Annotated in this window: 19 protein-coding genes; 14 read left to right on the forward strand and 5 right to left on the reverse strand. The window is 41.3% G+C overall.

Annotated elements, in window-relative coordinates:
• The first annotated feature begins 4 nt into the window (after positions 1 to 4).
• Positions 5 to 1288, forward strand: a complete 1284-nt coding sequence (locus IX53_RS07395) for a phenylacetate--CoA ligase family protein (protein WP_047754803.1) — start codon at positions 5 to 7, stop codon at positions 1286 to 1288.
• 435 nt (positions 1289 to 1723) lie between these two features.
• On the opposite strand, the gene IX53_RS07400 is transcribed toward IX53_RS07395, so the two are convergent.
• Entirely contained in the window at positions 1724 to 1972 is a 249-nt protein-coding gene (locus tag IX53_RS07400; RefSeq protein ID WP_047754804.1) for a hypothetical protein, read from the reverse strand.
• A 495-nt stretch (positions 1973 to 2467) separates the two neighbouring features.
• On the opposite strand from IX53_RS07400, the gene IX53_RS07405 reads away from it, so the two are divergent.
• The 11 genes from IX53_RS07405 (at position 2468) to IX53_RS07455 (ending at position 16488) form a co-directional block, all read left to right on the forward strand.
• Positions 2468 to 2767, forward strand: coding sequence for a DUF3795 domain-containing protein (locus tag IX53_RS07405; protein ID WP_047754805.1), 300 nt, complete (start codon positions 2468 to 2470; stop codon positions 2765 to 2767).
• A gap of 4 nt (positions 2768 to 2771) precedes the next feature.
• Positions 2772 to 3560, forward strand: a complete 789-nt coding sequence (locus IX53_RS07410; protein ID WP_047754806.1) for a class I SAM-dependent methyltransferase — start codon at positions 2772 to 2774, stop codon at positions 3558 to 3560.
• Positions 3561 to 3848: 288 nt separating this feature from the next.
• Positions 3849 to 4058, forward strand: coding sequence for a nucleoside/nucleotide kinase family protein (locus tag IX53_RS07415; protein ID WP_047754807.1), 210 nt, complete (start codon positions 3849 to 3851; stop codon positions 4056 to 4058).
• A gap of 148 nt (positions 4059 to 4206) precedes the next feature.
• Complete coding sequence (locus IX53_RS07420) at positions 4207 to 4872, forward strand: class I SAM-dependent methyltransferase (RefSeq protein ID WP_053001245.1); 666 nt, start codon at positions 4207 to 4209, stop codon at positions 4870 to 4872.
• 151 nt (positions 4873 to 5023) lie between these two features.
• Positions 5024 to 5692, forward strand: a complete 669-nt coding sequence (gene cpaM, locus IX53_RS07425) for a corrinoid protein-associated methyltransferase CpaM (RefSeq protein WP_179944390.1) — start codon at positions 5024 to 5026, stop codon at positions 5690 to 5692.
• A complete protein-coding gene (locus IX53_RS07430; RefSeq protein WP_179944391.1) occupies positions 5689 to 6849 on the forward strand; it encodes an HgcAB-like fusion protein in 1161 nt (386 codons plus the stop codon). Before cpaM ends, IX53_RS07430 begins: the two co-directional genes overlap by 4 nt.
• Before the next feature lie 153 nt (positions 6850 to 7002).
• Positions 7003 to 7932, forward strand: a complete 930-nt coding sequence (locus IX53_RS07435; protein WP_047754808.1) for an SDR family oxidoreductase — start codon at positions 7003 to 7005, stop codon at positions 7930 to 7932.
• Between the two features lie 350 nt (positions 7933 to 8282).
• Positions 8283 to 9575 (forward strand): SDR family NAD(P)-dependent oxidoreductase, encoded by a 1293-nt coding sequence (locus tag IX53_RS07440; protein ID WP_053001246.1) that lies wholly within the window; start codon positions 8283 to 8285, stop codon positions 9573 to 9575.
• Between the two features lie 278 nt (positions 9576 to 9853).
• A complete protein-coding gene (locus IX53_RS07445; RefSeq protein WP_047754809.1) occupies positions 9854 to 14029 on the forward strand; it encodes an acyl-CoA dehydratase activase in 4176 nt (1391 codons plus the stop codon).
• A 241-nt stretch (positions 14030 to 14270) separates the two neighbouring features.
• Positions 14271 to 15404, forward strand: a complete 1134-nt coding sequence (locus IX53_RS07450) for a nucleotidyltransferase domain-containing protein (protein WP_047754810.1) — start codon at positions 14271 to 14273, stop codon at positions 15402 to 15404.
• 226 nt (positions 15405 to 15630) lie between these two features.
• The gene (locus IX53_RS07455; protein ID WP_047754811.1) at positions 15631 to 16488 is read left to right on the forward strand and encodes a hypothetical protein; all 858 of its coding nucleotides are present in this window, start codon (positions 15631 to 15633) and stop codon (positions 16486 to 16488) included.
• A gap of 120 nt (positions 16489 to 16608) precedes the next feature.
• Here the strand turns inward: IX53_RS07455 and IX53_RS07460 are convergent, their stop codons facing one another.
• The 4 genes from IX53_RS07460 to IX53_RS07475 form a co-directional block, all read right to left on the reverse strand.
• Entirely contained in the window at positions 16609 to 17004 is a 396-nt protein-coding gene (locus tag IX53_RS07460) for an HIT family protein (protein ID WP_047754812.1), read from the reverse strand.
• Between the two features lie 30 nt (positions 17005 to 17034).
• On the reverse strand, positions 17035 to 17352 hold the full coding sequence (locus tag IX53_RS07465; protein WP_047754813.1) for a cupin domain-containing protein: 318 nt from the start codon (positions 17350 to 17352) through the stop codon (positions 17035 to 17037).
• A 112-nt stretch (positions 17353 to 17464) separates the two neighbouring features.
• Positions 17465 to 18115, reverse strand: a complete 651-nt coding sequence (locus tag IX53_RS07470; RefSeq protein ID WP_047754814.1) for a class I SAM-dependent methyltransferase — start codon at positions 18113 to 18115, stop codon at positions 17465 to 17467.
• 211 nt (positions 18116 to 18326) lie between these two features.
• Positions 18327 to 19265, reverse strand: coding sequence for a 5'-nucleotidase, lipoprotein e(P4) family (locus IX53_RS07475; RefSeq protein WP_047754815.1), 939 nt, complete (start codon positions 19263 to 19265; stop codon positions 18327 to 18329).
• Between the two features lie 431 nt (positions 19266 to 19696).
• Here IX53_RS07475 and IX53_RS07480 point away from each other — a divergent pair, with 431 nt between their 5' ends.
• Both IX53_RS07480 and IX53_RS07485 read left to right on the forward strand, forming a co-directional pair.
• Entirely contained in the window at positions 19697 to 20707 is a 1011-nt protein-coding gene (locus tag IX53_RS07480) for a LacI family DNA-binding transcriptional regulator (protein WP_047754816.1), read from the forward strand.
• A gap of 36 nt (positions 20708 to 20743) precedes the next feature.
• Positions 20744 to 22012 carry an extracellular solute-binding protein gene (locus IX53_RS07485; protein WP_047754817.1) on the forward strand — a complete coding sequence of 423 codons (1269 nt, stop codon included), beginning with the start codon at positions 20744 to 20746 and terminating at the stop codon, positions 22010 to 22012.
• Position 22013: the final 1 nt, after the last annotated feature.

The raw sequence follows: 22013 nt of genomic DNA on the forward strand, positions 1-22013 counted from the left end.
AGAAATGAGCAGATGGCTTGTAAAGCGTATTCTTGGAGCGCCCGAGCTTCGTTCCAAGTATAGGATTCCCTGGAGTTGGAAGCTCGGAACGCGTTTATACAACAAAAAAAGCTTCAAGGAAACCTACAAACAGGAAGCCTTTATGCTACTTATACAAGAAATTTGCCGCAACTCGAAGTTCTATCGCGAACATCTTGAGAGATTCAATCTCAAAAAGATAAGAACTCCCGAGGACCTCGGCGACTTTTTCACCTATCCCGAACAGTTAGAGAGTCATCCTGAAGATTTCGTATGCAAAAAGCCTGACATCTATTTCGAAACTTCTGGCAGTTCTGGAAGCCCAAAGAAAATTGGATTTACCCGTGAAGATTTCCTTTTGTTAGCTTTCACCACAGCCTACGGTTTGAAAAAAATGGGCGTGAAAAAGAACGACCTTTATCTCAATGCTTACAGCTATGGAATTTGGGTTCCCGGTTTGATCATTCAAAACGCCCTTGAAATGCTCAGCGTTCCTGTTATCCCCGTGAGTCATCAGAAACCCGAGGTTATATTCGAAAAGATCATAGATTACAAACCCACAATAGTTGGGATACTGCCGTCCTCGTTGATTGCGATAACAAAACTCGCTGAAAAATGCAAAAAAGAGCTACCGAAGATCCGATGGTTTCAAACGGGTGCGCAACATATTCCCAGGGAAACAAAGGAATGGATCAAAACCGTGTGGGGTGCGAAGACTATCAACGGGTATGGTGCAACGGAATTTGGTGGAACGTTCGCAGTAGAGTGCAACGAAGGAAAGGGCTACCACTTCAACGATCTCCTGTTCTGGGTTGAAATACTCAACCCGGATCAGAATGGATACGGCGAGCTTGTGGTGACAACACTCGCTTTTCAATGTATGCCGCTGATAAGATACAGAATAGGAGATATAACTAGATTCGTAGATGATAGTTGTGATTGCTCCTTTGGAGCAGCAAAGATAGACTATATTCTCGGTAGAAAAGATAACATGTTCAAAGCCGCAGGAAACAATTTCTATCCCAAATACTTCTCAAAAGCAGTGGTTGAGGGAGTATTTCTCGGTGTGGAGATCGACACGAAAGAAAGCATCGACCGCATAAAAATACGGATTGTAGAAGGTTCAAAAGTAGATTTAAAAAGGCTCGATACCTTCATTCTTGATACTATCGAAAAGGACGAACTCATAGTTGAAACAAAATCCGAATCTCCGGATTCTCATACCGGAAGGAAAATACCTGAAGTAATTGATCTAAGGTCCCGGGATTGATAAAACGGCTAATACTTTTGTTGATGGTGGGATTCGCTTCGCAAATGATGCACTGAGCTACGCTCATCATCGTTGTAGGTTGTCAGTTGTAGGTTGTACGTTAGAGACTTTTTGTACAATGGCTTTTTTGTCTTTCCCCACAACACACAACCTACCACCTACAACAGTTTTTCTCAGGCTTTCGGATTCTCGGTTTTTGTAAGAACCATAGTGGTATGAGGCGGCTGTAAGCCGCGTTGTCAGTGGTTGGTTGTAGGTGAAGAAAACGAAAGAGAGGGTTCTTATCGGTTAACGGAAGACGGCCAACGGTAAACGGCTCCTTGTGGTTATACGTTCCTACGAAACGGATTTGCGCCTTCTGCGGATGTAGGAAACTGTTGTAGGTGGTTGGTTGTAGGTTGTTCGTTCTGCACCCTAGACCCCAGACCCCATACCCTAAGCCTGCTTTTTCCAAGAATCGGTCAACGGACAACGGCAAACGGCTCTCGGGTTTCGGGGTCTATCCAGCCTCACAAGCGTCCTGTTTTTGTTGGCTTCCCCCAGATTATTTGCAATCCATTCCTCTTCCTTGCTTTTCCACGAAAAATAAACAAAATGCTCCGGTAAAAGCTTCTCGAGTTCTTTCAAATGCGAAAGTTGCAGCTCTTTCTTCTCATATGGCCTTCTATTGGTAGTTCTTTCCATTATTAACTTCAGTCAGTCATTTCTCTAATGAAACCTAATCCAACCTACCCAGTAAGAAAAAAATTGATTTTGTCTTTGACTTTTTGCTTTACATTTTTACCTTATATCTTATATCTTTACCAAAAGAACTTTCAATAAGGAAATACTCAAGGAAAACTAACAAATCCCATATGAAATACAACAGGTATTTCCTTCGTTGCTCTAAAAATTTTTTGAAAGAAAAGCACAAAAATTCTAATTTAATTCTTGATATTTCTAATCTCGAATGGTATATTATTAATATAAAAGATAAAGATCCTTATAAAGAAGGGATAAAAATGAAGACATCAAGAAATATTTTACTACGGTGAAGTATTATTGGAAGAATGAAAATGCTTGGTCGCTTGTTGGATATGAATGAGTTATATGCCATCACTATGAAGGTTTTTTAGATAAATAACCAAAGTACATCAGCGTAATCATTTGTTTACTATTAAGAAAGGGGTGGGAATTGTTATGGAAAAAGTTATTGGAGTATGTGGATGCATTTGTAGTGATTGCAGAATTTATGGAAAGGATTGCCCGGGATGCCGTGCTATAGAGGGCAAGCCATGTTGGTTGCATGAAGTGGGACTTGAGATTTGTGATTTTTATGAATGCTGTGTAATTGATAAGGGGTTAGAGCATTGTGGAGAATGTACAGAAATTCCATGCGACAAGTTTTGGAAGAATAAAAATCCTGCATGGACAGAAGAACAACACAAAAAAATTGTAGAAGAGAGGGTTGTTTTGCTTAAAGGATTGGCAGGGAGGTAATTTTGTGGAAGCTAAACAGTATGATGAGTATTTATATCATTGGATAGTGGATCTATACGAACAGACAGTAACCGAGATAGATGATGTTCAGATGATTAAGAAAATGATTGGCACGCGTACAAGACAGCGTATTTTTGAGGTGGGCTGTGGCAGCGGTCGTATCCTCGTACCATTGGCAAAAGCCGGGCATATAATGACCGGATTGGATATGGACAACCTGATGTTAGCAAAGCTCTTTGAAAAAACCCGGGGACTGGAAAACATCACAATAATTCAAACAGATGCTGTTACAGTTAACTGGGGTGAAGGATATGATGTTGTAATCCTGGCAGGTAACATCCTGCTTAATATCGTATCCGATAATGATTATAAGGTTGCCCAACAAAAATTTATCCAGAAAGCTTATTCAGCACTCAATCCTGGTGGGTATATGTATCTGGATACTAATTCTTTTGCCCATCCCGAACAATTTTTTGGTCAACCAGGGGAACGCGTGATTTTTGAGGGCACTGATAGACGAGGAACTTATGGACGCTATCTCCTCATAGACGAAAAATATGATGCACAAAAGCAATTAGTCACGGGCACGCGTAGGTATGAAATTACATTAAAATCTGGCGAGACCTTTTGCAAAGAAGAGAACTATGTTAAACACATTCCTACTGTCCAACAAATGGAGCAGTGGATAACTGATGCGGGATTTGTTATTGAGCAGAGATATGGAAATTACAAAGGCGACCCTATTAGCGAAACTACGTATCGCGCTATTTATTGGGCAAAAAAGCCGTTATAAGAAAGTAAAAACTATCTGAGTTGAGTCCTTTCAATTTGCTATTTGAGCGCCTGATGTCTCAAAAAAGCGGGACATCAGGCGGTTTTAGATTTACCATAATAATTTTGAGATGATTGTATTGAAGCGTTATGAACTTCTTGAGTTTTTAGTTGAGGAGATATCAAAGATCAATAGGCCACACCCGATACGCATAGCAATTGACGGTGTATTCTTGTTAAAACCTGAAATCCGAGAGTATACTCTATATATACACTCTGATTTTAGTGTTGTTTTGAAAAGAGCTTCATCGTGAGATCAATATTATTTGGATCAGAAGAAAAGGTAGAAGAGAGATATAGAGAAAAATATATACCTGGACAGAAGCTTTACCTGAAAGAAGCAGAACCAATTTTATTTGCAAGTGTTGCGATTGATAATAACGATTTTAATCAGCCGGAAATTGTCACTTCGGATAAGAAAAAAGGTGAATTGTTAGAATCAGCGTTCAACTTCGCTTAACAGAATATTCCCAACACTTCGCTCTGTTACGCCTTTTGCAGAACGTTTTAAGGTGGCAAACAATAAAAAGTCCGCCAGGCCTGCGGTACGCTTCACATCAGGAATGCTTGAAACGTTAGGCGACATTGTGCCATAGGAGAGTAATATGATGTCTGTTGTTTCCGTAATACTTACGATACTTTTTTGGATAGTTGTTATCTTGATAGGTGGGTTTATCTTCGTCGAGGTTGTAATTAGGATTATACGCCGATTTATCCACTTTCCGATCCCTGCATTTATTGCCCGCTTCATTGACAATCCTGTCAGAAGACGAATACAGCCACCTGCGAAAGTAGTTGATTGGATAAGCATTCAAGATGGTATGTGCATCTTGGAAATAGGTCCTGGTCCTGGGACTTTTACGATTGAGGCAGCAAAACGTGTTGGTAAAAAAGGAAAAGTCTTTGCTATAGATGTACAGCCAAACGTAATTTCAAAACTTAACAATAGGCTTCAGAGAAAGAAAATAGCAAATGTGACAACAAAAGTAGCATCCGCCTATGAACTTCCTTTTTCAAATAACACTTTTGATCGAGTTTTTATGATTACGGTATTGGCTGAAATCCCTGATAAGAAAAAAGCTTTGCTTGAAATCAAGCGTGTTCTAAAAGATAACGGCTTATTGGCAATAGGCGAATTCTTGCCGGATCCAGACTATCCTCGTCGAAAAACGGTGATTTATTGGTGCAAAGATGCTGGTTACGAATTAGTTAGCGGATACGGAAGTGTTCTACACTATGTGCTCACGTTTAAGAAGTCAATTACAGTAGATTAGCTCAGGTAGCAGAGCACCGCCTAACAGCGTATATCTGGTTCGGGCTTTCAGCCCTCACCCAAATTTTGCTTCACTACGCTCCACAAAACTTCATGTACCCGCGAAGCATTAGATGCAATTTCGGGCATTTTAAGTCTTAGGAGGTTATTCAATGAGCACATATATCTTAATGAAGATACTTGAATCTGCCCCAAGTAGGTATGATAAGGGCATTCGCATTCTCACGCTTGGGAGATTGGATAAGGCTTATGATCGTTTAACATCTCATATAAAAAAGGGGCAGAGGGTCCTTGATCTTGGCTGTGGGACTGGAGCATTGACACTAAGAGCTGCTCAGAAAGATGCAAAGGTCAAGGGGATTGATGTCAATTCTCAAATGTTAGAAATTGCACAAAAACGGGTAAGTGAGGCAAACCTTACAACAAATATAGAGTTATGTGAGATGGGTGTTGTTGAGCTTGGAGACGAAGAATCAGAAAGCTACGACGTAGTGATGAATGGTCTTTGTTTTTCTGAATTGACTGAAGATGAATTAATCTATACCCTGAAAGAAGTAAAAAGACTATTGAAGCCAGGAGGTTTCCTGCTTATTGCAGATGAAGTAAGGCCCAAAAGCACTTTAAAGAGGATTCTCAATTGGCTGATAAGGGTACCTCTTGTAATAATTACATACCTTATCACGCAAACTACTACAAAGGCAGTAAAGAATTTACCAGAAAAAATAGAAGAAGCAGGTTTATTAATAGTGTCAATCCGATTGAATAAAATGGAGAATTTTATCGAGTTATACGCAAGAAAGCCTAAAGAGGGAGCAAAATGAATATGCTCAAATATATCATTGTGAATACTGTTGAAACCTTATTGAGAGGCTTTCCTTTTCCTTGTAAAACAGGTCTAATCAAAATTGGGAATCCGGACAGGAATTCACCTGTTTTTGCAACCTGCAATTATCATTTGACTGTGGAAAGAGTAAAAAGATCATTGAAGGGGATGAATGCTTATCTTCTTGTTGCTAATAGCAGAGGAATCAATGTATGGTGTGCTGCCACAGGTGGCCTTTTCACAAATCACGATGTTATTTCAATCCTAAAAACCAGTGGAGTTGAAGAACTTGTGGATCATAGAAAAGTGATACTGCCCCAGCTTGCTGCTACAGGCATTGAATCGAGAAACATCCAGAAAAAGACAGGCTGGAAGGTTATCTGGGGTCCGGTTTATGCAAAAGATATTCCTACCTTTATGGAAAACAAGCTCAAGAAAACATCGGAAATGCGGGAAGTAAAGTTCTCCTGGACCCAACGGATTGAAATAGCTGCTATGTGGGCATTCCCATTTTCAGCCATTGCAGCTCTTTTAATGATTTTTCTTTGGCGTGAGGCAATCATCCCAGTAATTACCCTTTTATGGGGATTGCCGTTTTTAATCTTTTTATCCTTCCCTTTATACTCTAAGTGGCTCAATCCAAAGAGGAAGAGAATGAGTTTCAGCAGATATACCTTGATCTTTGATTTCAGTCGTATTCCGCTGATTTTATGGGGATTCTTTATGCTTTTTCTTATCGGGTATAGCATTTTAGTTGGTTATTCTTCCTTAGGGTTTATACTTCGCTGGGGCGTCTTGTCACTCATTGTAGTCATTATTGTAAGCTTTGATTTGATGGGCAGCACTCCTGTTTACAAAAGTGGGTTACACGAAGACAGATTGTTAAAGGTTACTCTTGATGAGAAGAAATGCAAAGGTGCTGGTTTTTGTGAACAAGTTTGCCCAAGGAATTGCTATGAAATGGATAGGAATCGACATATTGCAACAATGCCGAGTGCAGAACAGTGTGTGCAATGCGGTGCTTGCATAGTTCAATGCCCCTTCGATGCTCTGTATTTTGAGAGTCCAAAAGGAGAAATAATCCCCCCAGAAGACATTAGAAAATTTAAATTAAACTTTATAGGTAAACGCCTTGTGAAAGTGGAAGATAAATGACAATGGATTTTTGTTTGAAGCATCGCCTAACACAGCATAAAAGGTTCGTGCCTTACGGCACTCACCCAAATTTTTGCTTCGAAAAACTTCTTTTATGCTGGGAACATTATATGCAATATCGACTAACTTCAATAAAGATAGGTGATAGATTAAATGAGAAATAATACGGGGAATAAACCAATCTTGGTTCTTGGAGGAACGGGGCACTACGGTCGATACATTGTCCGGAGTCTCCTGGAAAAAGGTGAGCCTGTCCGAGTCTTGAGCCGGAACGCCGCGAACGCCCGCAAGATTCTGGGCGACGGACCTAAAATCATTGAAGGGGATATCACATCAAGAGAATCGGTGGTTGAATCATTGAATGGAGTAAAAGCGGTTGTTATCAGTGTGTCTGCATTCACCCCAAAATTAATTAGGAAATTGAAACTCATTGAGCGAGACTCCGTTCTTATGGTCATGGAGGAGGCTCAGAAAGCAGGTGTGTCTCGCCTGGTGTATATTTCTGTTTACGACATCAGAGAGGATTTGCTTAGAAAACTCAATATTCAGTTTGGGAGTGCCCAGATCAAACTTGAGATCGAAGCAGCACTTGCCAAATCAGAATTTAACTGGACTGTTCTGGGTGCTGCCCCTTCAATGGAGATTTTCTTTGCCATGATACGTGGAGACACTATGACAGTACCCGGAGGAGGTCCACCTGCCCTTCCTACTGTTTCACCCGTGGATTTAGGAGAGATTGCAGCGCAAACAGTGCTTAGATATGACTTGGGTGGGAAGCGCTTTCGAGTGACCGGGCCTGAGGCGCTCTCATTTCCGGAGGCCGCAAAGCGTATTTCTGACGTAACCGGTAAGACTATAAGATTCAGAAAAATCCCACTGCTCCCCCTAAAGATAGTGTCGGTTCTTGTTTGGCCTTTCAACCCATATTTGCGGTACCTTCTGGGATTCGTCAAACTAATGAATAATTTTCCACAGGACATTGCGGCTCAAATTCCTGTTGACCACCAGTTGTTGGTAGAAACCTTTGATTACACGCCGACCACGCTGGAGATGGAAGCACGAAGACGGATTGAATTGTCATGATAAAACTTATAAAAGAGGACAAAGTAGTATAAAAGCCGATACTATATATAACATCGCTTTTTTGCTCTTATCGGATAACGGAAAACGGCCAACGGAAAACGGCTCTTTGTGGCTATGCGTTCCTACGGGACGGATTTGCGCCTTTGGCGGATGTAAGAAACCGTTGTCGGTGGTTGGTTGTAGGTTGTTCGTTCTACACCCCAAACCCGCTCTTCCCAAGAAAGTTCTTATCGGTCAACGGAAAACGGACAACGGCAAACGACTCTCGGTCTTTACACACAACCTACAACCTATATCTGTTATGATAAAATTGTTAACTTGAATAAAATATCCAACCAGAGAGGATCGAGATGCTGATCGAAAAAATGGGGTTATCTCGTACTGCCCTTGCGGGGAAAGTGGCAATCATCACAGGGGCAGGACAAGGAATCGGTAAAGAGTTAGCAAGAGCACTGGCATGGTTGGGAGCTAAGGTTATCATTGCTGAAATCAGGGATACAGGGCTTGAAGTTGAGGCTTTAATTCGTTCAGAAAGAGGCACAGCCCTCTTTGTCCAAACCGATGTCGGTGATGAAAAAAGCATCCAGGCATTAGCAGAAAAAGCTTTTAATACCTTTGGTAAGGTGGATATTCTGGTGAACAACGCCATTATCTACCGACCAGGTACCATACTGGAGCTCCCTATCGAGGCCTGGGATCAGGTTTATGCTGTGAACCTGCGGGGTGCGGTACTGGGTATCAAGGCATTTTTGCCAGGGATGCTCGAACGCAAGGAAGGCGTTATCGTGACGCTCACATCAAGCGAAGGCATGCCGTATATGGCCTCCTATTTTGCATCAAAAGTCGCCCTGCAGTCTCTTGGCCTATCCCTTGCGAGTGAATTGAGTGAAGAGACTGGTGTGTCAGCCTTTGTTTTTGCCCCCGGGATGGTAGATACACCTGGAGGGAATCGGGCGTTTCAGGCACTAGCACCAAAATACGGCATGTCCTATCAGGAGTTCATCAATATGAGTCCAAATCCAGGTTATAATGGATTGATGCCGGCTGAGGATTGCGCCGCAGGTTTTGCATACGCCATTGTCCACGCTCGCGATTACCACGGTCAGGTCGTCGATCCCTTTCAGCCTCTCGCCAAAGCGGGCCTTTTGAACTTTTCACCGCAATCTAAATTCGAAGTCGATGGCACTGCTCCAACTATGTCATCTTCTGAAAAAACTACCGGGGAAAAATCAGCGATCGAGCTTGCTAGAGAAGTAAAGAAAATCCTGGAAGTGGTTAACAAGGAAACCAATGAACTCGATCTATTCAGGAAAATGTGGGTTACCCGGGTATTTCGGCAAAGGTCTGGCATGGGCATTAAGGACTGGTTAGAGGTAGTTACAGAATTGGTTTCCGAACTTGAAACGCTTGATAAAGCCGTAGAAATCGGTAATACCGCAAAAGTTGAAAATGTTTGTGGTAAGTTCCCATGGTTGAAGAGCAACCTAGAGAGGCTCGCTGATTACTTTAAGAAGAATATGAAAGACGCAGAAGGATATTTTAAGGATCCTGAAGCTTTGTCTGAAGCCCTGAACGTTTTAGCCTACCGGGAAAATACTGTACGTTCACTCATCTCAGCATTGGAGCGAAAATTTAAACCGTAGACAAAGACAAAATTTTATTTTAATCTTTAGTAGGACTTTCGCTTTACACAGCATACATGCTTCGAGCTCACCTTTGTTCTTCGGGATCTTGCTCCTTTTGGACGTAACATCACGCACGCTGGGAATGCTAGATGCCGTACGATATTTATTACAACAAGTGGTATATACTATGCCATACAGGAAATACGTGGAAACCAATGTTAGAGTTCCTAAGATTCTTGGTTTGGAAAGATTTTGCGAGCTTGGAAGATAAACAAGCTCAGGTGAAGGTGTAAGAGATGGATTTAAAAAGTTTTGGTGTATGTGTGGGGTCGAGTAGTATCTCATATTATGACGGAATTAAGGGGGAAAACGTTTCTCACCATGGCAATCCCATGGAGATTTTGAAAGAACTGATACCACGTTTCTTGAGAGACGGAAATGTCATTGTCACCGGCAGGAAAGCCAAAAATATGGTGAAACTTCCCCAGATACCAGAAGTTGAAGCAACAGAAATTGCGTACAATGCACTCAGGGATAAATACGGCGTCGTAGAAGGTATTGTGAGCGCTGGTGGAGAGAACTTTATACTCTACAAACTCAATAAAAAGGGTTTGATAGCTGGAATATATACTGGCAGTAAGTGTGCATCTGGCACGGGTGAATTCTTTTTGCAACAGTTGAAAAGGATGGACGTGTCCCTGGATTTCGCCAATTCCATTGAGGTTGATGAATGCTACGAGCTTTCATCCAGGTGCACTGTTTTTTGCAAAAGTGATTGCACACATGCTCTCAACAAGTGCGTGCCCAAAGAACTAATTTTGAACGGTCTTGGAAAAGTTATGGCAGAGAAAGTAATGGAGCTTGTTCATAAAAGTGGTGTGAAGAAAATCATGCTCGTTGGAGGAACTGCAAGAAACAAAGTGATGGTTAAGCATCTCCTGGAGCGAATTGATTTAGTGATCCCAGATGAAGCTCTCTTTTTTGAAGCTTTTGGTGCGCATGTGTGGGGAAAGAGAAACAGCACATCTGTTTTCAAAGTTCAAGGCAAGATATTCATGAAAAGGTCATCCAGTTTTTCCAGACATGCGCCTTTGAAGAAGTTCCTCGACATGGTGGAATTCAAAAAAATGAATTTTGAAAAAGCGAGAAATGACGATGTTTGCATCCTCGGTGTGGATGTAGGTTCAACAACCACCAAAGCAGTTCTGGTCAGATTGAGAGACAACGCGATACTCACCGGTTCATATTTGAGAACCTTAGGAGACCCAATAAAGGCGGTAAAGAATTGCTATAACGAACTGATAAAGCAACTGAATGGAATCAATCTCAGAATCATCGGTGTGGGTATCACCGGTTCTGGACGTAAGATAGTGGGTCTGCATTCACAAACCAATGCGGTGTATAACGAAATAACAGCTCATGCCAGAGCTGCGGCTTACTTTGACCCTGAGGTAGACACGATATTCGAAATAGGAGGCCAGGATGCCAAATATACTTATCTTGTGAATCGTGTCCCGACAGATTACAGCATGAACGAAGCCTGCTCCGCCGGAACGGGATCATTTCTGGAAGAAGCCACCAGAGAATCTCTGGAGGTACATTACCTGGATATAGGAGATCTGGCACTTAAAAGTGAAAGTCCTCCCAACTTCAGTGATCAATGCGCAGCTTTCATAAGTAGTGATGTTAAAACCGCCATTCACGAAGGTTTATCCAAGGAAGACATATGTGCCGGCCTGGTCTATTCGATCTGTATGAACTACCTGAACAGGGTGAAAGGCAACAGGTCAGTGGGGAAGAAGATCATCATGCAAGGAGGAGTGTGCTACAACCGTGCAGTACCTGCTGCAATGGCTGCATTAACTGGTAAAAGAGTTGTGATACCACCCCATCCCGGACTGATGGGTGCATACGGTGTCGCATTGATAGTAAAAGAGAATATAACGCAGGGATTTCTGAAATCATCGGATTTTGACCTTCGTGAGCTTGCAAATAGAGAAGTGCAATACAAAGGAACCTTCATCTGTTCGGGAGGGAAAAATAGCTGTGATAGAAAGTGCGAGATAAGGATCATCGAGATAAATGGCAAGAGATTTCCCTTTGGTGGAGCTTGTAATCGTTATGAGAACATAGTCAGACATGTAGTAACAAATACCGAAGGGTACAACTACGTTAAAAAGAGAGAAGAGATAATTTTCAACATGAAAGGAAACTCCGGAGAGAAGACCATCGGGATCAGCAGGTCACTAGCTATGACCACATTATTTCCTCTATTTTATCGTTTCTTCAGGTATCTTGGGTTCAGAGTAATAATTCCAGAAGTTTCAGACAAGAGGGGTTGGGATCTAAAAAACGCGGAGTTCTGCTTCCCTGTTGAGATGGCACACGGTTACATGTACGACCTTCTTGCCAGAAATCCGGATTACGTTTTTCTCCCAAGAATAAGAGGAGTGAAGGTGGAAAACTCCAGAAACTACAACGTTTTCTGCCCGTTTGTGCAGAGCGAGCCGGATTACCTCAAGTCTGCGTTCTCAGATCTTGAACCTCAAAATGTTCTGGAAATGAACCTTGACTTTTCAAATGGATACGAAAACGAGGTCGAAAAGTTTGAGGAGGTTGCTGAAAAACTTGGAATAAAAAGAGAGGAAGGAAAAAATGCCTATCTCAAAACTTTGAAGGACTTCAAAGAACTGAAAAGAAAGATAAAGAAAATCGGTGAAAGTTTCTTAAAGGATCTGGAGAAAGAAGAATTCGGTATAGTACTCTTTGGAAGATCTTACAACGCTTTCTCCTCACATGCCAACATGGGAATCCCTGAAAAGTTTGCATCCAGAGGAGTATTGATAGTAAACCTCGATGCCTTACCATACGAAAGCGAAGAAGGATACAGTAACATGTACTGGACCTGTGGAGAGATGATAACAAAAGCTGCGAGATACGTGAAAAAGCATCCCAAGCTATTCGGCGTGTATATAACTAACTTCAGCTGTGGACCCGATTCTTTCATAATCTCGTATTTCAGAGATATCATGGGCGATAAGCCCTCATTGATTCTGGAACTGGATAGCCACACAGCTGATGCGGGTATAGAAACGAGAATAGAGGCGTTCATCGACGTGGCCAGAAGCTACCTAAAAGCTCCTGTGTCGAAAGAAAAGAGAAAGATCTCCAGACCTATCACGAAGCTGGAAAATGGAGAGCTGAAAGTTATAACACCGGATGGCAGCAAGTTTCCCATAAGCCATGAAAAGGTCCGACTGGTTTTTCCAACGATGGGAGGATTCAGTACAAAATGCTTAGCCGCTTCATTCAGATATCACAACGTTAAAACCGATGTATGTCCCATACCAGGCATCGAAGAATTCAAGTTAGGTAGAGGTAATTCTCTTTCTAAAGAGTGCCTGCCACTCCAGCTCACTCTCGGTAGTCTGATAAAGTACCTTAATGGAAACAGCAGTGATGACAAAATTATTCTTTACTTCATTCCTGAAACAATGGGGCCATGTCGCTTTGGACAGTATAAGGTTTTCATAGATCTCTGGCTGGACAACAACCACGCTGATAACGTCGCATTGTTCAGCCTGAATTCTGAAAACGCCTATACGGGGTTAGGGCTCCCGTTCAAATTACGAATCTGGACCGCAGTCATCGTTTCCGATGTTTTGACGGATATTGAAAACACGGTGAAAGTTCTAGCGAAGGACAAACATGAAGCAAAAGCGTTGCTGAAAAAAGTAAAAGAAAAAATACTGGACAGTCTTGCTAACGATTCTCTGTATACTTTCTTTAGAAAACTCAAAGGAGCGGCTGATCTTATTGCATCCATAGAAAAGAACAGGAATTACACCGAAACACCAAAGGTGCTAATAACAGGTGAAATATATGTGAGAAGGGATGAGTTTTCTCGAAAAAGATTGGAAGATGTATTTGCTGAAAACGGAATAATAACCCACATATCCCCGGTACATGAATGGATATACTACACGGATTATCTGTTTCTGAAAAAACTGACTTCGCCGAATTCAACTCATACTGACAGACTGAAGAAGAGAATCGAAATTCTCTTAAAAAGGTATATAGAAATGAAGGTGAAGAAAATTTTCGGAAAGACAGGTTTCTATGAAATACACATGATGGATGTGGAAGAAACAATCGAAGCTGCTAAAAATCACCTTCATCCCAGCTTAACGGGTGAGACGATTCTCACTGTGGGAACGACTCTTTCCGAAATTGGCGAAAGATACGATGGTGTAGTTTCAATAGGTCCGTTTGGATGTATGCCAAGCCGAATTGCTGAAGCTATTATTAAAAAAGGCGTTTTGAAAAAGATATTCGAGGATCTCGGAAACGCCCCGATAATTTATATAGAGTCTGATGGCAATCCTTTCCCGCCCATTATAGAGAGCAGAATCGAAGCTTTCATAGTTCAGGTAAAAAGGTTCAAGGGTTACAAACTGAAGTATGCATCATAAGCTGTTTTTTCAATTTAATAACATCAGGAAGATCTTCTTTAAAAAAATTAAATTCCCAGGAAGAACCTGAAATGTCGTTTAAATATTACACGCTAAAAACGATCCATCGGCAATGACTCTATTAAGAAACACTCTGAGTGAAGTCGTATAACGCCTAGCATACAGTTAAAAAGAGTGTTTGTTTATTACGACGCTCAAAAAATAAATTTTAAGATTCTCAAAACGAGGGGATGTGCTTATTATGCCTGATGTTTTTAAAATAGCCGAGATACTGGTATCTCATGCTGTACAAGCACACAAAGATGAAATTGCCATTATTGCTTATTATGGATCATATGCAACCGGTCTTGCCTCTCCTACTTCTGACCTTGACATATTTTATATACCGGACGACGGAAAGGCCGGCTCTCTCAGTAGTCAATTTGTCTTTGGCAATCTTCCATATGATTTTTGGCCGCTATCCTGGGAGTTTGCTGAAAGAATAGCCAATGCAAGGCACAATTGGGCGATCGCGGCCTCTCTTATTGCCGACGCAAAAGTGCTGTATTACCGGTCACAAAAGGATTTAGATAGATTCAACGCGCTCAAAGCACGTATTACGGAACTCATGGGACCGAATGGTCGCAAAACCATGATACAGCAAGCTCTGGAAGAGTTCAAAAACACGCTCTTTCAACTTGGCCAAATGCGATTGGCAGTAGATGGAAATGATGCAATAAGTATGCATTGGGCAGGCTTGAAGTTTGTGAATAGTGTTGCGAACTGTCTCGCGCTGGTAAATCAAACATACTTCACAAAGGCATGGGAAAATAATCTGATCCAGATATCAAAAATGTCGCAAAAGCCTGATGGGTTTGAGGATATGATAAAAGAAATAATAACGCAAAAAGATACAAAACGTGCTCTCGAGGTGGCAGATAGGTTGGCGAAAGAGGTAAGGAAGATACTGCTTTCAGCACAGTTCTCGATTTCCGAACCTTCAGACCCAAAAGATGTATTCAAGGACTTTTATTTCTTCATATTCGAGTATGTGAACAAGGTTCTTTCAGCCTGCAAGCGGAATGATGTGATTGCAGCGAAATTCTCCGCGTTCCAATTGCAAGAAGAGATATGCCAGCTTATGAACAAGATTGAAAATGGGTTTTACGGTACTAATTTCAACATGCTCAATGAGTATTCCGAAGCCTATGAAAAAGCGGGTTTCCCGGATTTGCTTAAACCTGCATCAAAAGGCGATCTTGTAGAGCTTGCAAGACAGGCACAGCAGCTGGACAAAAAGGCACGGGAATGGCTTGAAAATCATTCAATTGAACTCAACATCCTCAGAAACGAGGAGGAATTGCGTCAGTTTTTGACTCAAAGAGATCCTATGTGATTGTGGATTGTAGATATCAGATGGCCCGGATCCTCCTTTGTGCGGTTTGCCTGCTTTCAGGATACAGGGCTTTTTTATGAGAAAATAAAAATTTCCCTAACTCCTATTCTTGAATCCTAACGAAAAGAAAAGGTTCTCATTTTGTTGATAGAATATGGATATGCTTTTTGGGCATTATAAATAGAGCGGTAATGGAATGATCTCAATAAAGGGGGGAATTCGTGTTATGGAAATCAAAGAATCCTGCAATATGATCAATATTCGAAAAAGTCGTCTGACAACCATTATGATGCTTATTCTCTCGCTCTTGGCTTTGTTTGCATCACTGGAGGGGTTGCTGAATAAAAGTATCTACACAGACGTGATATCAACAGGAGTGTTTTCAAAAGCATTAATGCCCGGGACATTTTCCCAGGACATTATTTCAGTTTTGGCAGCGTTGATCTTAGCTTTGCTGTCAGTAATATTTCTGAAGCGTCCGGATTATAAGAGCTTCGTAATTATGCTTGGATTAGTAGGGTATTTTTTATATGGCTATGGTCTATTTGTTATCACAGGGCTTTACACATCCATTTATCATGTTTACATGGCAATTTTCACACTATCTATATACAGCCTTATCTGGGGACTTACCAGTTTTGAGCCAGATCAAGTGAAACATTACCGGTTGCCTGGAACATTGCGCATATCCATCGGTATTTTTTTGATTGTGATTGTTTTATTTTTTGTTCCAATGTGGCTGGCTATCCTTACGTCTTATACTGCAAAACACTTGAGACCAGAATTTTATGGAGTTTTTGTTTTAGATTTATGTATAGTTATGCCTGCCTTCGGGATAATTGCTGCCAAACTTTTGCGGAACAAGCCCTTCGGCAATATCCTGGTGGGAGTTGCGTTGATGAAGATACTGACACTGTGTCTATCTCTGGCAATTGGTGAATCGGTAGCACCGCTTTACGGCGCTTCGGCCAATTATGCCATGATAGCTGTTTACAGTGCATTGACTATATTTAGCTTTGTGTTGATTGTTTCATATCTGCGCAATTTTAAAAAAGAAACGTTGCTTGAGAACGTTAATACATGACTTATTAGAAAGCAAAATTTCGCTGGAAAAATATGTCATTTATTCCTTAGTTGAGCAACTTTGCTGAATGTCGGAACAATATGTGCAATATAAGTCTGATTCCATTTTTCAATTCAAATACTATTCGATCGAAGCATTACCGTACTTTTTTCTGGAGGGGATAACTCCTCTAACTCCACCTGTGGGATCTTCAATATCACCTTTGTATCTTGGTATCACGTGAACATGAACGTGCATCACAGTTTGGCCGGCAGATTTTCCAACGTTTACGCCGACATTGTACCCATCAGGCTTAAACTTCCTATCCAAAAATTTTTTGACTTCGTCTATCAACCGCACCATCGCCACTTTTTCTTCTATAGTAGCCTCGAAATAGTCACTGAAATGTCTGAACGGTATCACGAGAACGTGCCCCACGCTAACAGGGTATTTGTCAAACCTCGCATAACAGAGGTCGTTTTTTAAAACGACTTCGTTATCGTCAGGATTGCAAAAAGGACAATTTGTATGTTTCATACAGCCCTCCGGTTATGATTACACTCGTTTTCAAGAGCGCGGTGCTTTAAGAACTAGTACCATCAGGGGTTCGTCGCCGGTATTCTTGATACCGTGAGGTACATTCTTTGGCCCTTCAATGAGTTCATATTTTTCAAGTTCCAGACTTTCATCACCTACTGTAAAGACTCCCTTTCCTTCCAAAACAAGCATAAAAACATCCACAGGAGTTACATGCGACGGTAGTTCGAACCCCGGTTCAATGGTTATCACATTAGCCTGTGCGGATTCTTTGTCATATATCCTCTTTGCTTCGATTCCATCCTTTTTAAGAATCGAAGGCAGTTTCATTATCTGTACTTTTTTCATAATTGCAGACCTCCTCTTCGGGATATAGTAACCTATTAGGCCACAATTCAATCATACCGTCGCAGTCTCGTGAATTCAGTAACATATGTTACCTGATTCAATCCAGATTAACTCAGAGGTTCGCAACAATTATCCCGACCAGCGGGTGCGCCTTTACCAGATTCACTGTTTTCGCACATCTTTCGAACATCTTCTTCAAATAATAAGCATTTGCTGGAAAATCCGTATCACCTTCATCATAATATACTTCATCCCAGCTTTCTTTGTATTTGCTGGGATCTTCAAACCACATTATATCCGCGATCACTATTCTGGTTGGCTTTTCTGTCAACTCCATCAAGGTTTCAATCGCTTTCTTCTTTAGATCATCTGTCAGATGATGCATTGCATACACGCTGATAACCTTATTTATTCCAAACCCTTTCAGATCAATCTCTTCATAGGGATTCTCAAAAGAACCACGATAAAAAGCTACATTGGTAATGTTTCTCTTTTTTGCCTCCTCCCTGGCATCTTTGAGCAGATTCGAACTGATGTCTATCCCTATAACCTCTTTGCAAAACGGAGCCGCATATAAGGCCCAGCGCCCCCTACCCGTTCCGATGTCCAGCAAGATATCATCTTTGCTTAATTCGAGAAGTTCAACAGCTTTCTTACCAACCCTGCAAATGATGTCATCACACTCTGCACTTCTTTTTGCAATGGGCGAAGCCTCACTGAGCGAATCAAATGTTCTCTCAACCTTTTTGCGCTTGTATTTCAAAGAAAAACCTCCCTGACTGGTTAAGTTACCGTCATTATACAACAGGGAAATAGTTCGAAAGCCGAAAATCCATCCTCATCAAAAGAGGGTGATAATGTAAAACACGTACCAAAAAATGGCTCCTGTACTATACAGGAGCCAGTTGTGCAAGATATGCTACTTCCTTACTTCTTGAGAAATAGGCACATTTATCCACTTTGCTGTCTAAGTATTATTTCATTTCCCATCTGATCAAATGTTCTTTTCTTACTTTATCCTTTTCTTCAGGACTTAAGCCCCAATTTCCATTGTAAACTGCTCCTTCCCAATCACCATAAATCGGGTTGGGCAGGACAACAAATCTTGTTCCCCAATCGTCTTTCATCTGATCTACGAGTGCATTTCTTTCCTCCAAACTTTTGTGCCTGAAAACGGAGGAAAAGTCGTTCAGGTTATCCCCCATTAAAACAACTATTTTGTAATCATTAGCTACAATTTGCCTTCTTGGTTCCTTGTCAGAAGTTGTGGTTCTCAACAGAACATGTTTTTCATCGGCGAGCGGGAAACCAAGCTTTTTCAAATTATCAATCGTTGCTTGTTTTACATTTTCCTTTCTGTTTGATATGTAGAATACTTCTCCACCTTTTTCAACAACGTAGTTGAGGAATTCCACGGCGCCTGGTAAAGCTTCAGCTTCACGCGCTTCGCACCATTCAGTCCAACCATATGGGTAAGCATGGTCAGTTCCAACATGCCCCGCGTCATATGGGCTGTTGTTTAATATTGTTTCGTCAATATCGACTATGACTGCACGTATTCTTGTTTCATCAGGATTGGCTTCAAGATCTGCATCAAAGAGCATTTTTGCAAGATTGAAAGCCTGGTATGAAAGGGCCTTAAATTCACCGGAAGTTTGGTACCACAGTGTTGCCATAACGAGTTGTTCATTCAAGTCCTTTTGGGTGTAAAGTGGTGTAAGCCTGAGCTTCTGGCCGACAATGATAAGGTTCGGATCACTTAAATTATTATATTTGACAAGCTCTTTAACGCTAACTCCCGTTTCCTTGGCGATTTTTGACAGAGTATCGCCTGCTTTTACAACATAAAAATCAGTAGCAAATATTGCAACAGCCATAAGTGTGACGATGATGACAACTAACGCTCTTTTCATAAAAGCCCCTCCCTTTTTAAAGTTTGGCAATAAAATTATATTACTAAAAAGTCTGAAATCACGCACTTCGAATTAATGAAAAAAAAGAAAAATATGTCATTAAAAAAGCATGGAGCTTTTCTTTTTTGAGTATTAATTCAAAGAGCATAACTTAAGGATAGAACTTCTTTGAAGAAGATGGGATATTACGAAAAAAAAGCCTTCTAAATTCAAAAACAGAAAGGTGGCTGATATTATAGGCTGTTACTAATTTTCAAGGCACCCTTAAATATAACAGATTTGCAAAATGGAATTATGTCATAGAATAAGCAATTACTCGATAAGTAAGGATAAGTTCAGCAAAGCAGTGATAATCTCCCAGAAACATATTTGATTCGAAATTGGGTATTATGAAATAATGTTAGCGGTAACATAATCTAAGGAGAGTCATTATGAAGAAGAAAAAAGTGACAATCGAGATGATAGCCAAAGAAGCTGGCGTATCAAAGATGACGGTTTCTAGGGCCATTAACAACCCGGAGAAGCTGAAAAAAAGCACGCTAATAAAAATATTGAATTCCATGAAAAAATATGAATACAAGCCAAGGTTTGTTGCCAGAATACTCGCAGGAAGCAGATCCAATACCTTTGGATTCATCGTGAAATCCAACGAAGATTTCATTATTCCTCCATTCTATGGAGAATGTGTCCGGGGCGCATCCAATTGGTTCAAAAAGCAGAATTACAGATCTATGATCTTTAACATGTCAGACGAACAAAGCAGTTCACTTTTTCTCGATTATATAAATTCGGGACTTATCGATGGATTGATATTATTTGAAGGGACACATGAACAGTCGCTTCTTGAAGCGCTAAAAAGCAATAACATTCCCGTTGTGCTTGTTGGCGAAGATCCCGGGGAGATGTATGATTTCTACTCCGTGTCGTCTGACAATTACAATGGTGCAAGAACGGCGGTTGAGTATCTGATTTCAAAAGGATCACGTGAAATTTGCTATATCACAGGAACCGGGACAAAGCCCTCGGTTGCAGACAGACTAAAGGGATATACTGACGTAATGCGCGAGAACAATCTCAACCCAGTTTATGTAAGCACCGAAAATACACTAAGAGGGGGGATGAAGGCAGTTGACCAATTAATCGAGAAACACCCTGCTTTTGACGCTCTTTTCTGTTTTTCAGATCTTATAGCAATTGGAGCTCTGAGAGGGCTCAGGAAGAGAGGGTTTGATATTCCCAGAGATGTTCGTGTTGTAGGATTTGATAACATTCATATCTCTGAGTACGTCTTCCCCTCTTTAACCACCGTTTCTCAGGACATGAGCTTAATGGGCGAAATTGCTGCTAAAACTCTTCTGCAAGTAATGAACGAGATAAATCCAAATCCCTCAGAAAAACATATAAAGCTTCCTACGCGGCTGATTGTAAGAGAAAGCGCGTAAGAGCTTTCAGGATTCTTTACATCAGGAGGTGTTCTTATGAGAAAGGTCTTTGGGATTGTATTAATTCTTTGTGTTACCGGTATCATTTTAGCAGGTACGACCATTGACTTCATGATGATGAGTGGTTCCGGTGCAAGAGATTTTATCAATGAGGCAGTTCCTTTGTTTGAAAAGGAAACAGGTATCAAAGTCAATGTTGAATTCACAAGCTGGCGCGAAGGCTGGACCAAGTTAATGGCCATGGTAGCCTCAGGGCAGGGTCCAGATGTAACTCAGGTTGGAACAACTTGGGTTGGAGCGCTTCAAGCAACTGGTGCTTTCGTAGACCTCACATCTAAAGCTGATTATTTTGGAGGAGAAGATTATTTCCTCGGTGGTCCCTGGAAGACAAGAGGGTATGACAATCGCATGTACGCCGTTCCCTGGTTTGCTGACATCAGAGCTTTGGTTTACCGAAAAGACCTGATGGAAAAATACGACCTGCCAAATCCACCGAAAACCTGGGGTGATCTCTTGTACGCTGCCATTTTCCTGAAAGAAAAGGGAGAAATGGAATACCCCGTCGGCCTCAGAGGAAAGGGCAACGGGCATTATGTAGGAAGTTTCCTCTGGCAGAACAACGCGGATATTATTTCTGAAGATGGTGAGGAAGTACTTCTCGATTCTGAAAAGGCCTTTGAGTCTGTCAAATTCTGGGCCGATATGCTTGGAAAATACAAGGTAATGTCACCGGGGCTTGCTGATATGGGACATAACGAAATCTGCGTTTCTTTTTTCAATGGGGATGTTGCATTTATGTATCCAGGTCCCTGGTTTGTATTGAAAGTAGATCGCAAGATATCCGAGGAATGGTTAAAGTCTGGAAAAGTAGGAATTGCCCTCCAACCCGGGAAAAACGAAAACTTACGAACAGGATTTGTTGGTGGAAGCAATCTCATGATATCAGTGGAATCTAAAAAGAAAGAAGCGGCCATGAAATGGATCAAATTCCTCACACGACCGGAGATTCAAGCATTGCTCGCTGAAAAAATGTTCGTCGCTCCAACAGTAAAGGCGGCATATGATGAGCCCTTCTTCGATCAGGAACCTTATGCCCAGATGTGGAAAGATTTCAGAGTAATTGGTGATGCTGGTAGCCATTATCCTATTCATCCCGCATGGGGCGCTATGGAGAGGTTCGTTCCTCAGATCATTGTCGATATCTTTAGCGCAAATGCGAACAATAAACTCACAGATGAAACGATACGTTCACTACTGAATAAATACGACAAAGAATTGCAGGACGCGCTTGATTCCTACAAATAAT

Origin of the sequence: Kosmotoga pacifica, assembly GCF_001027025.1 — a bacterium.
Taxonomy (GTDB): Bacteria; Thermotogota; Thermotogae; order Petrotogales; family Kosmotogaceae; genus Kosmotoga_B; species Kosmotoga_B pacifica.

What these genes read in the sequence shown, in the direction of transcription:
- IX53_RS07395 (WP_047754803.1), top strand. Translation starts at nt 5, where the DNA reads ATGAGCAGATGGCTTGTAAAGCGTATTCTTGGAGCGCCCGAGCTTCGT.
- IX53_RS07400 (WP_047754804.1), bottom strand. Translation starts at nt 1,972, where the DNA reads ATGGAAAGAACTACCAATAGAAGGCCATATGAGAAGAAAGAGCTGCAA.
- IX53_RS07405 (WP_047754805.1), top strand. Translation starts at nt 2,468, where the DNA reads ATGGAAAAAGTTATTGGAGTATGTGGATGCATTTGTAGTGATTGCAGA.
- IX53_RS07420 (WP_053001245.1), top strand. Translation starts at nt 4,207, where the DNA reads ATGTCTGTTGTTTCCGTAATACTTACGATACTTTTTTGGATAGTTGTT.
- cpaM (WP_179944390.1), top strand. Translation starts at nt 5,024, where the DNA reads ATGAGCACATATATCTTAATGAAGATACTTGAATCTGCCCCAAGTAGG.
- IX53_RS07430 (WP_179944391.1), top strand. Translation starts at nt 5,689, where the DNA reads ATGAATATGCTCAAATATATCATTGTGAATACTGTTGAAACCTTATTG.
- IX53_RS07435 (WP_047754808.1), top strand. Translation starts at nt 7,003, where the DNA reads ATGAGAAATAATACGGGGAATAAACCAATCTTGGTTCTTGGAGGAACG.
- IX53_RS07440 (WP_053001246.1), top strand. Translation starts at nt 8,283, where the DNA reads ATGCTGATCGAAAAAATGGGGTTATCTCGTACTGCCCTTGCGGGGAAA.
- IX53_RS07445 (WP_047754809.1), top strand. Translation starts at nt 9,854, where the DNA reads ATGGATTTAAAAAGTTTTGGTGTATGTGTGGGGTCGAGTAGTATCTCA.
- IX53_RS07450 (WP_047754810.1), top strand. Translation starts at nt 14,271, where the DNA reads ATGCCTGATGTTTTTAAAATAGCCGAGATACTGGTATCTCATGCTGTA.
- IX53_RS07455 (WP_047754811.1), top strand. Translation starts at nt 15,631, where the DNA reads ATGGAAATCAAAGAATCCTGCAATATGATCAATATTCGAAAAAGTCGT.
- IX53_RS07460 (WP_047754812.1), bottom strand. Translation starts at nt 17,004, where the DNA reads ATGAAACATACAAATTGTCCTTTTTGCAATCCTGACGATAACGAAGTC.
- IX53_RS07465 (WP_047754813.1), bottom strand. Translation starts at nt 17,352, where the DNA reads ATGAAAAAAGTACAGATAATGAAACTGCCTTCGATTCTTAAAAAGGAT.
- IX53_RS07475 (WP_047754815.1), bottom strand. Translation starts at nt 19,265, where the DNA reads ATGAAAAGAGCGTTAGTTGTCATCATCGTCACACTTATGGCTGTTGCA.
- IX53_RS07480 (WP_047754816.1), top strand. Translation starts at nt 19,697, where the DNA reads ATGAAGAAGAAAAAAGTGACAATCGAGATGATAGCCAAAGAAGCTGGC.
- IX53_RS07485 (WP_047754817.1), top strand. Translation starts at nt 20,744, where the DNA reads ATGAGAAAGGTCTTTGGGATTGTATTAATTCTTTGTGTTACCGGTATC.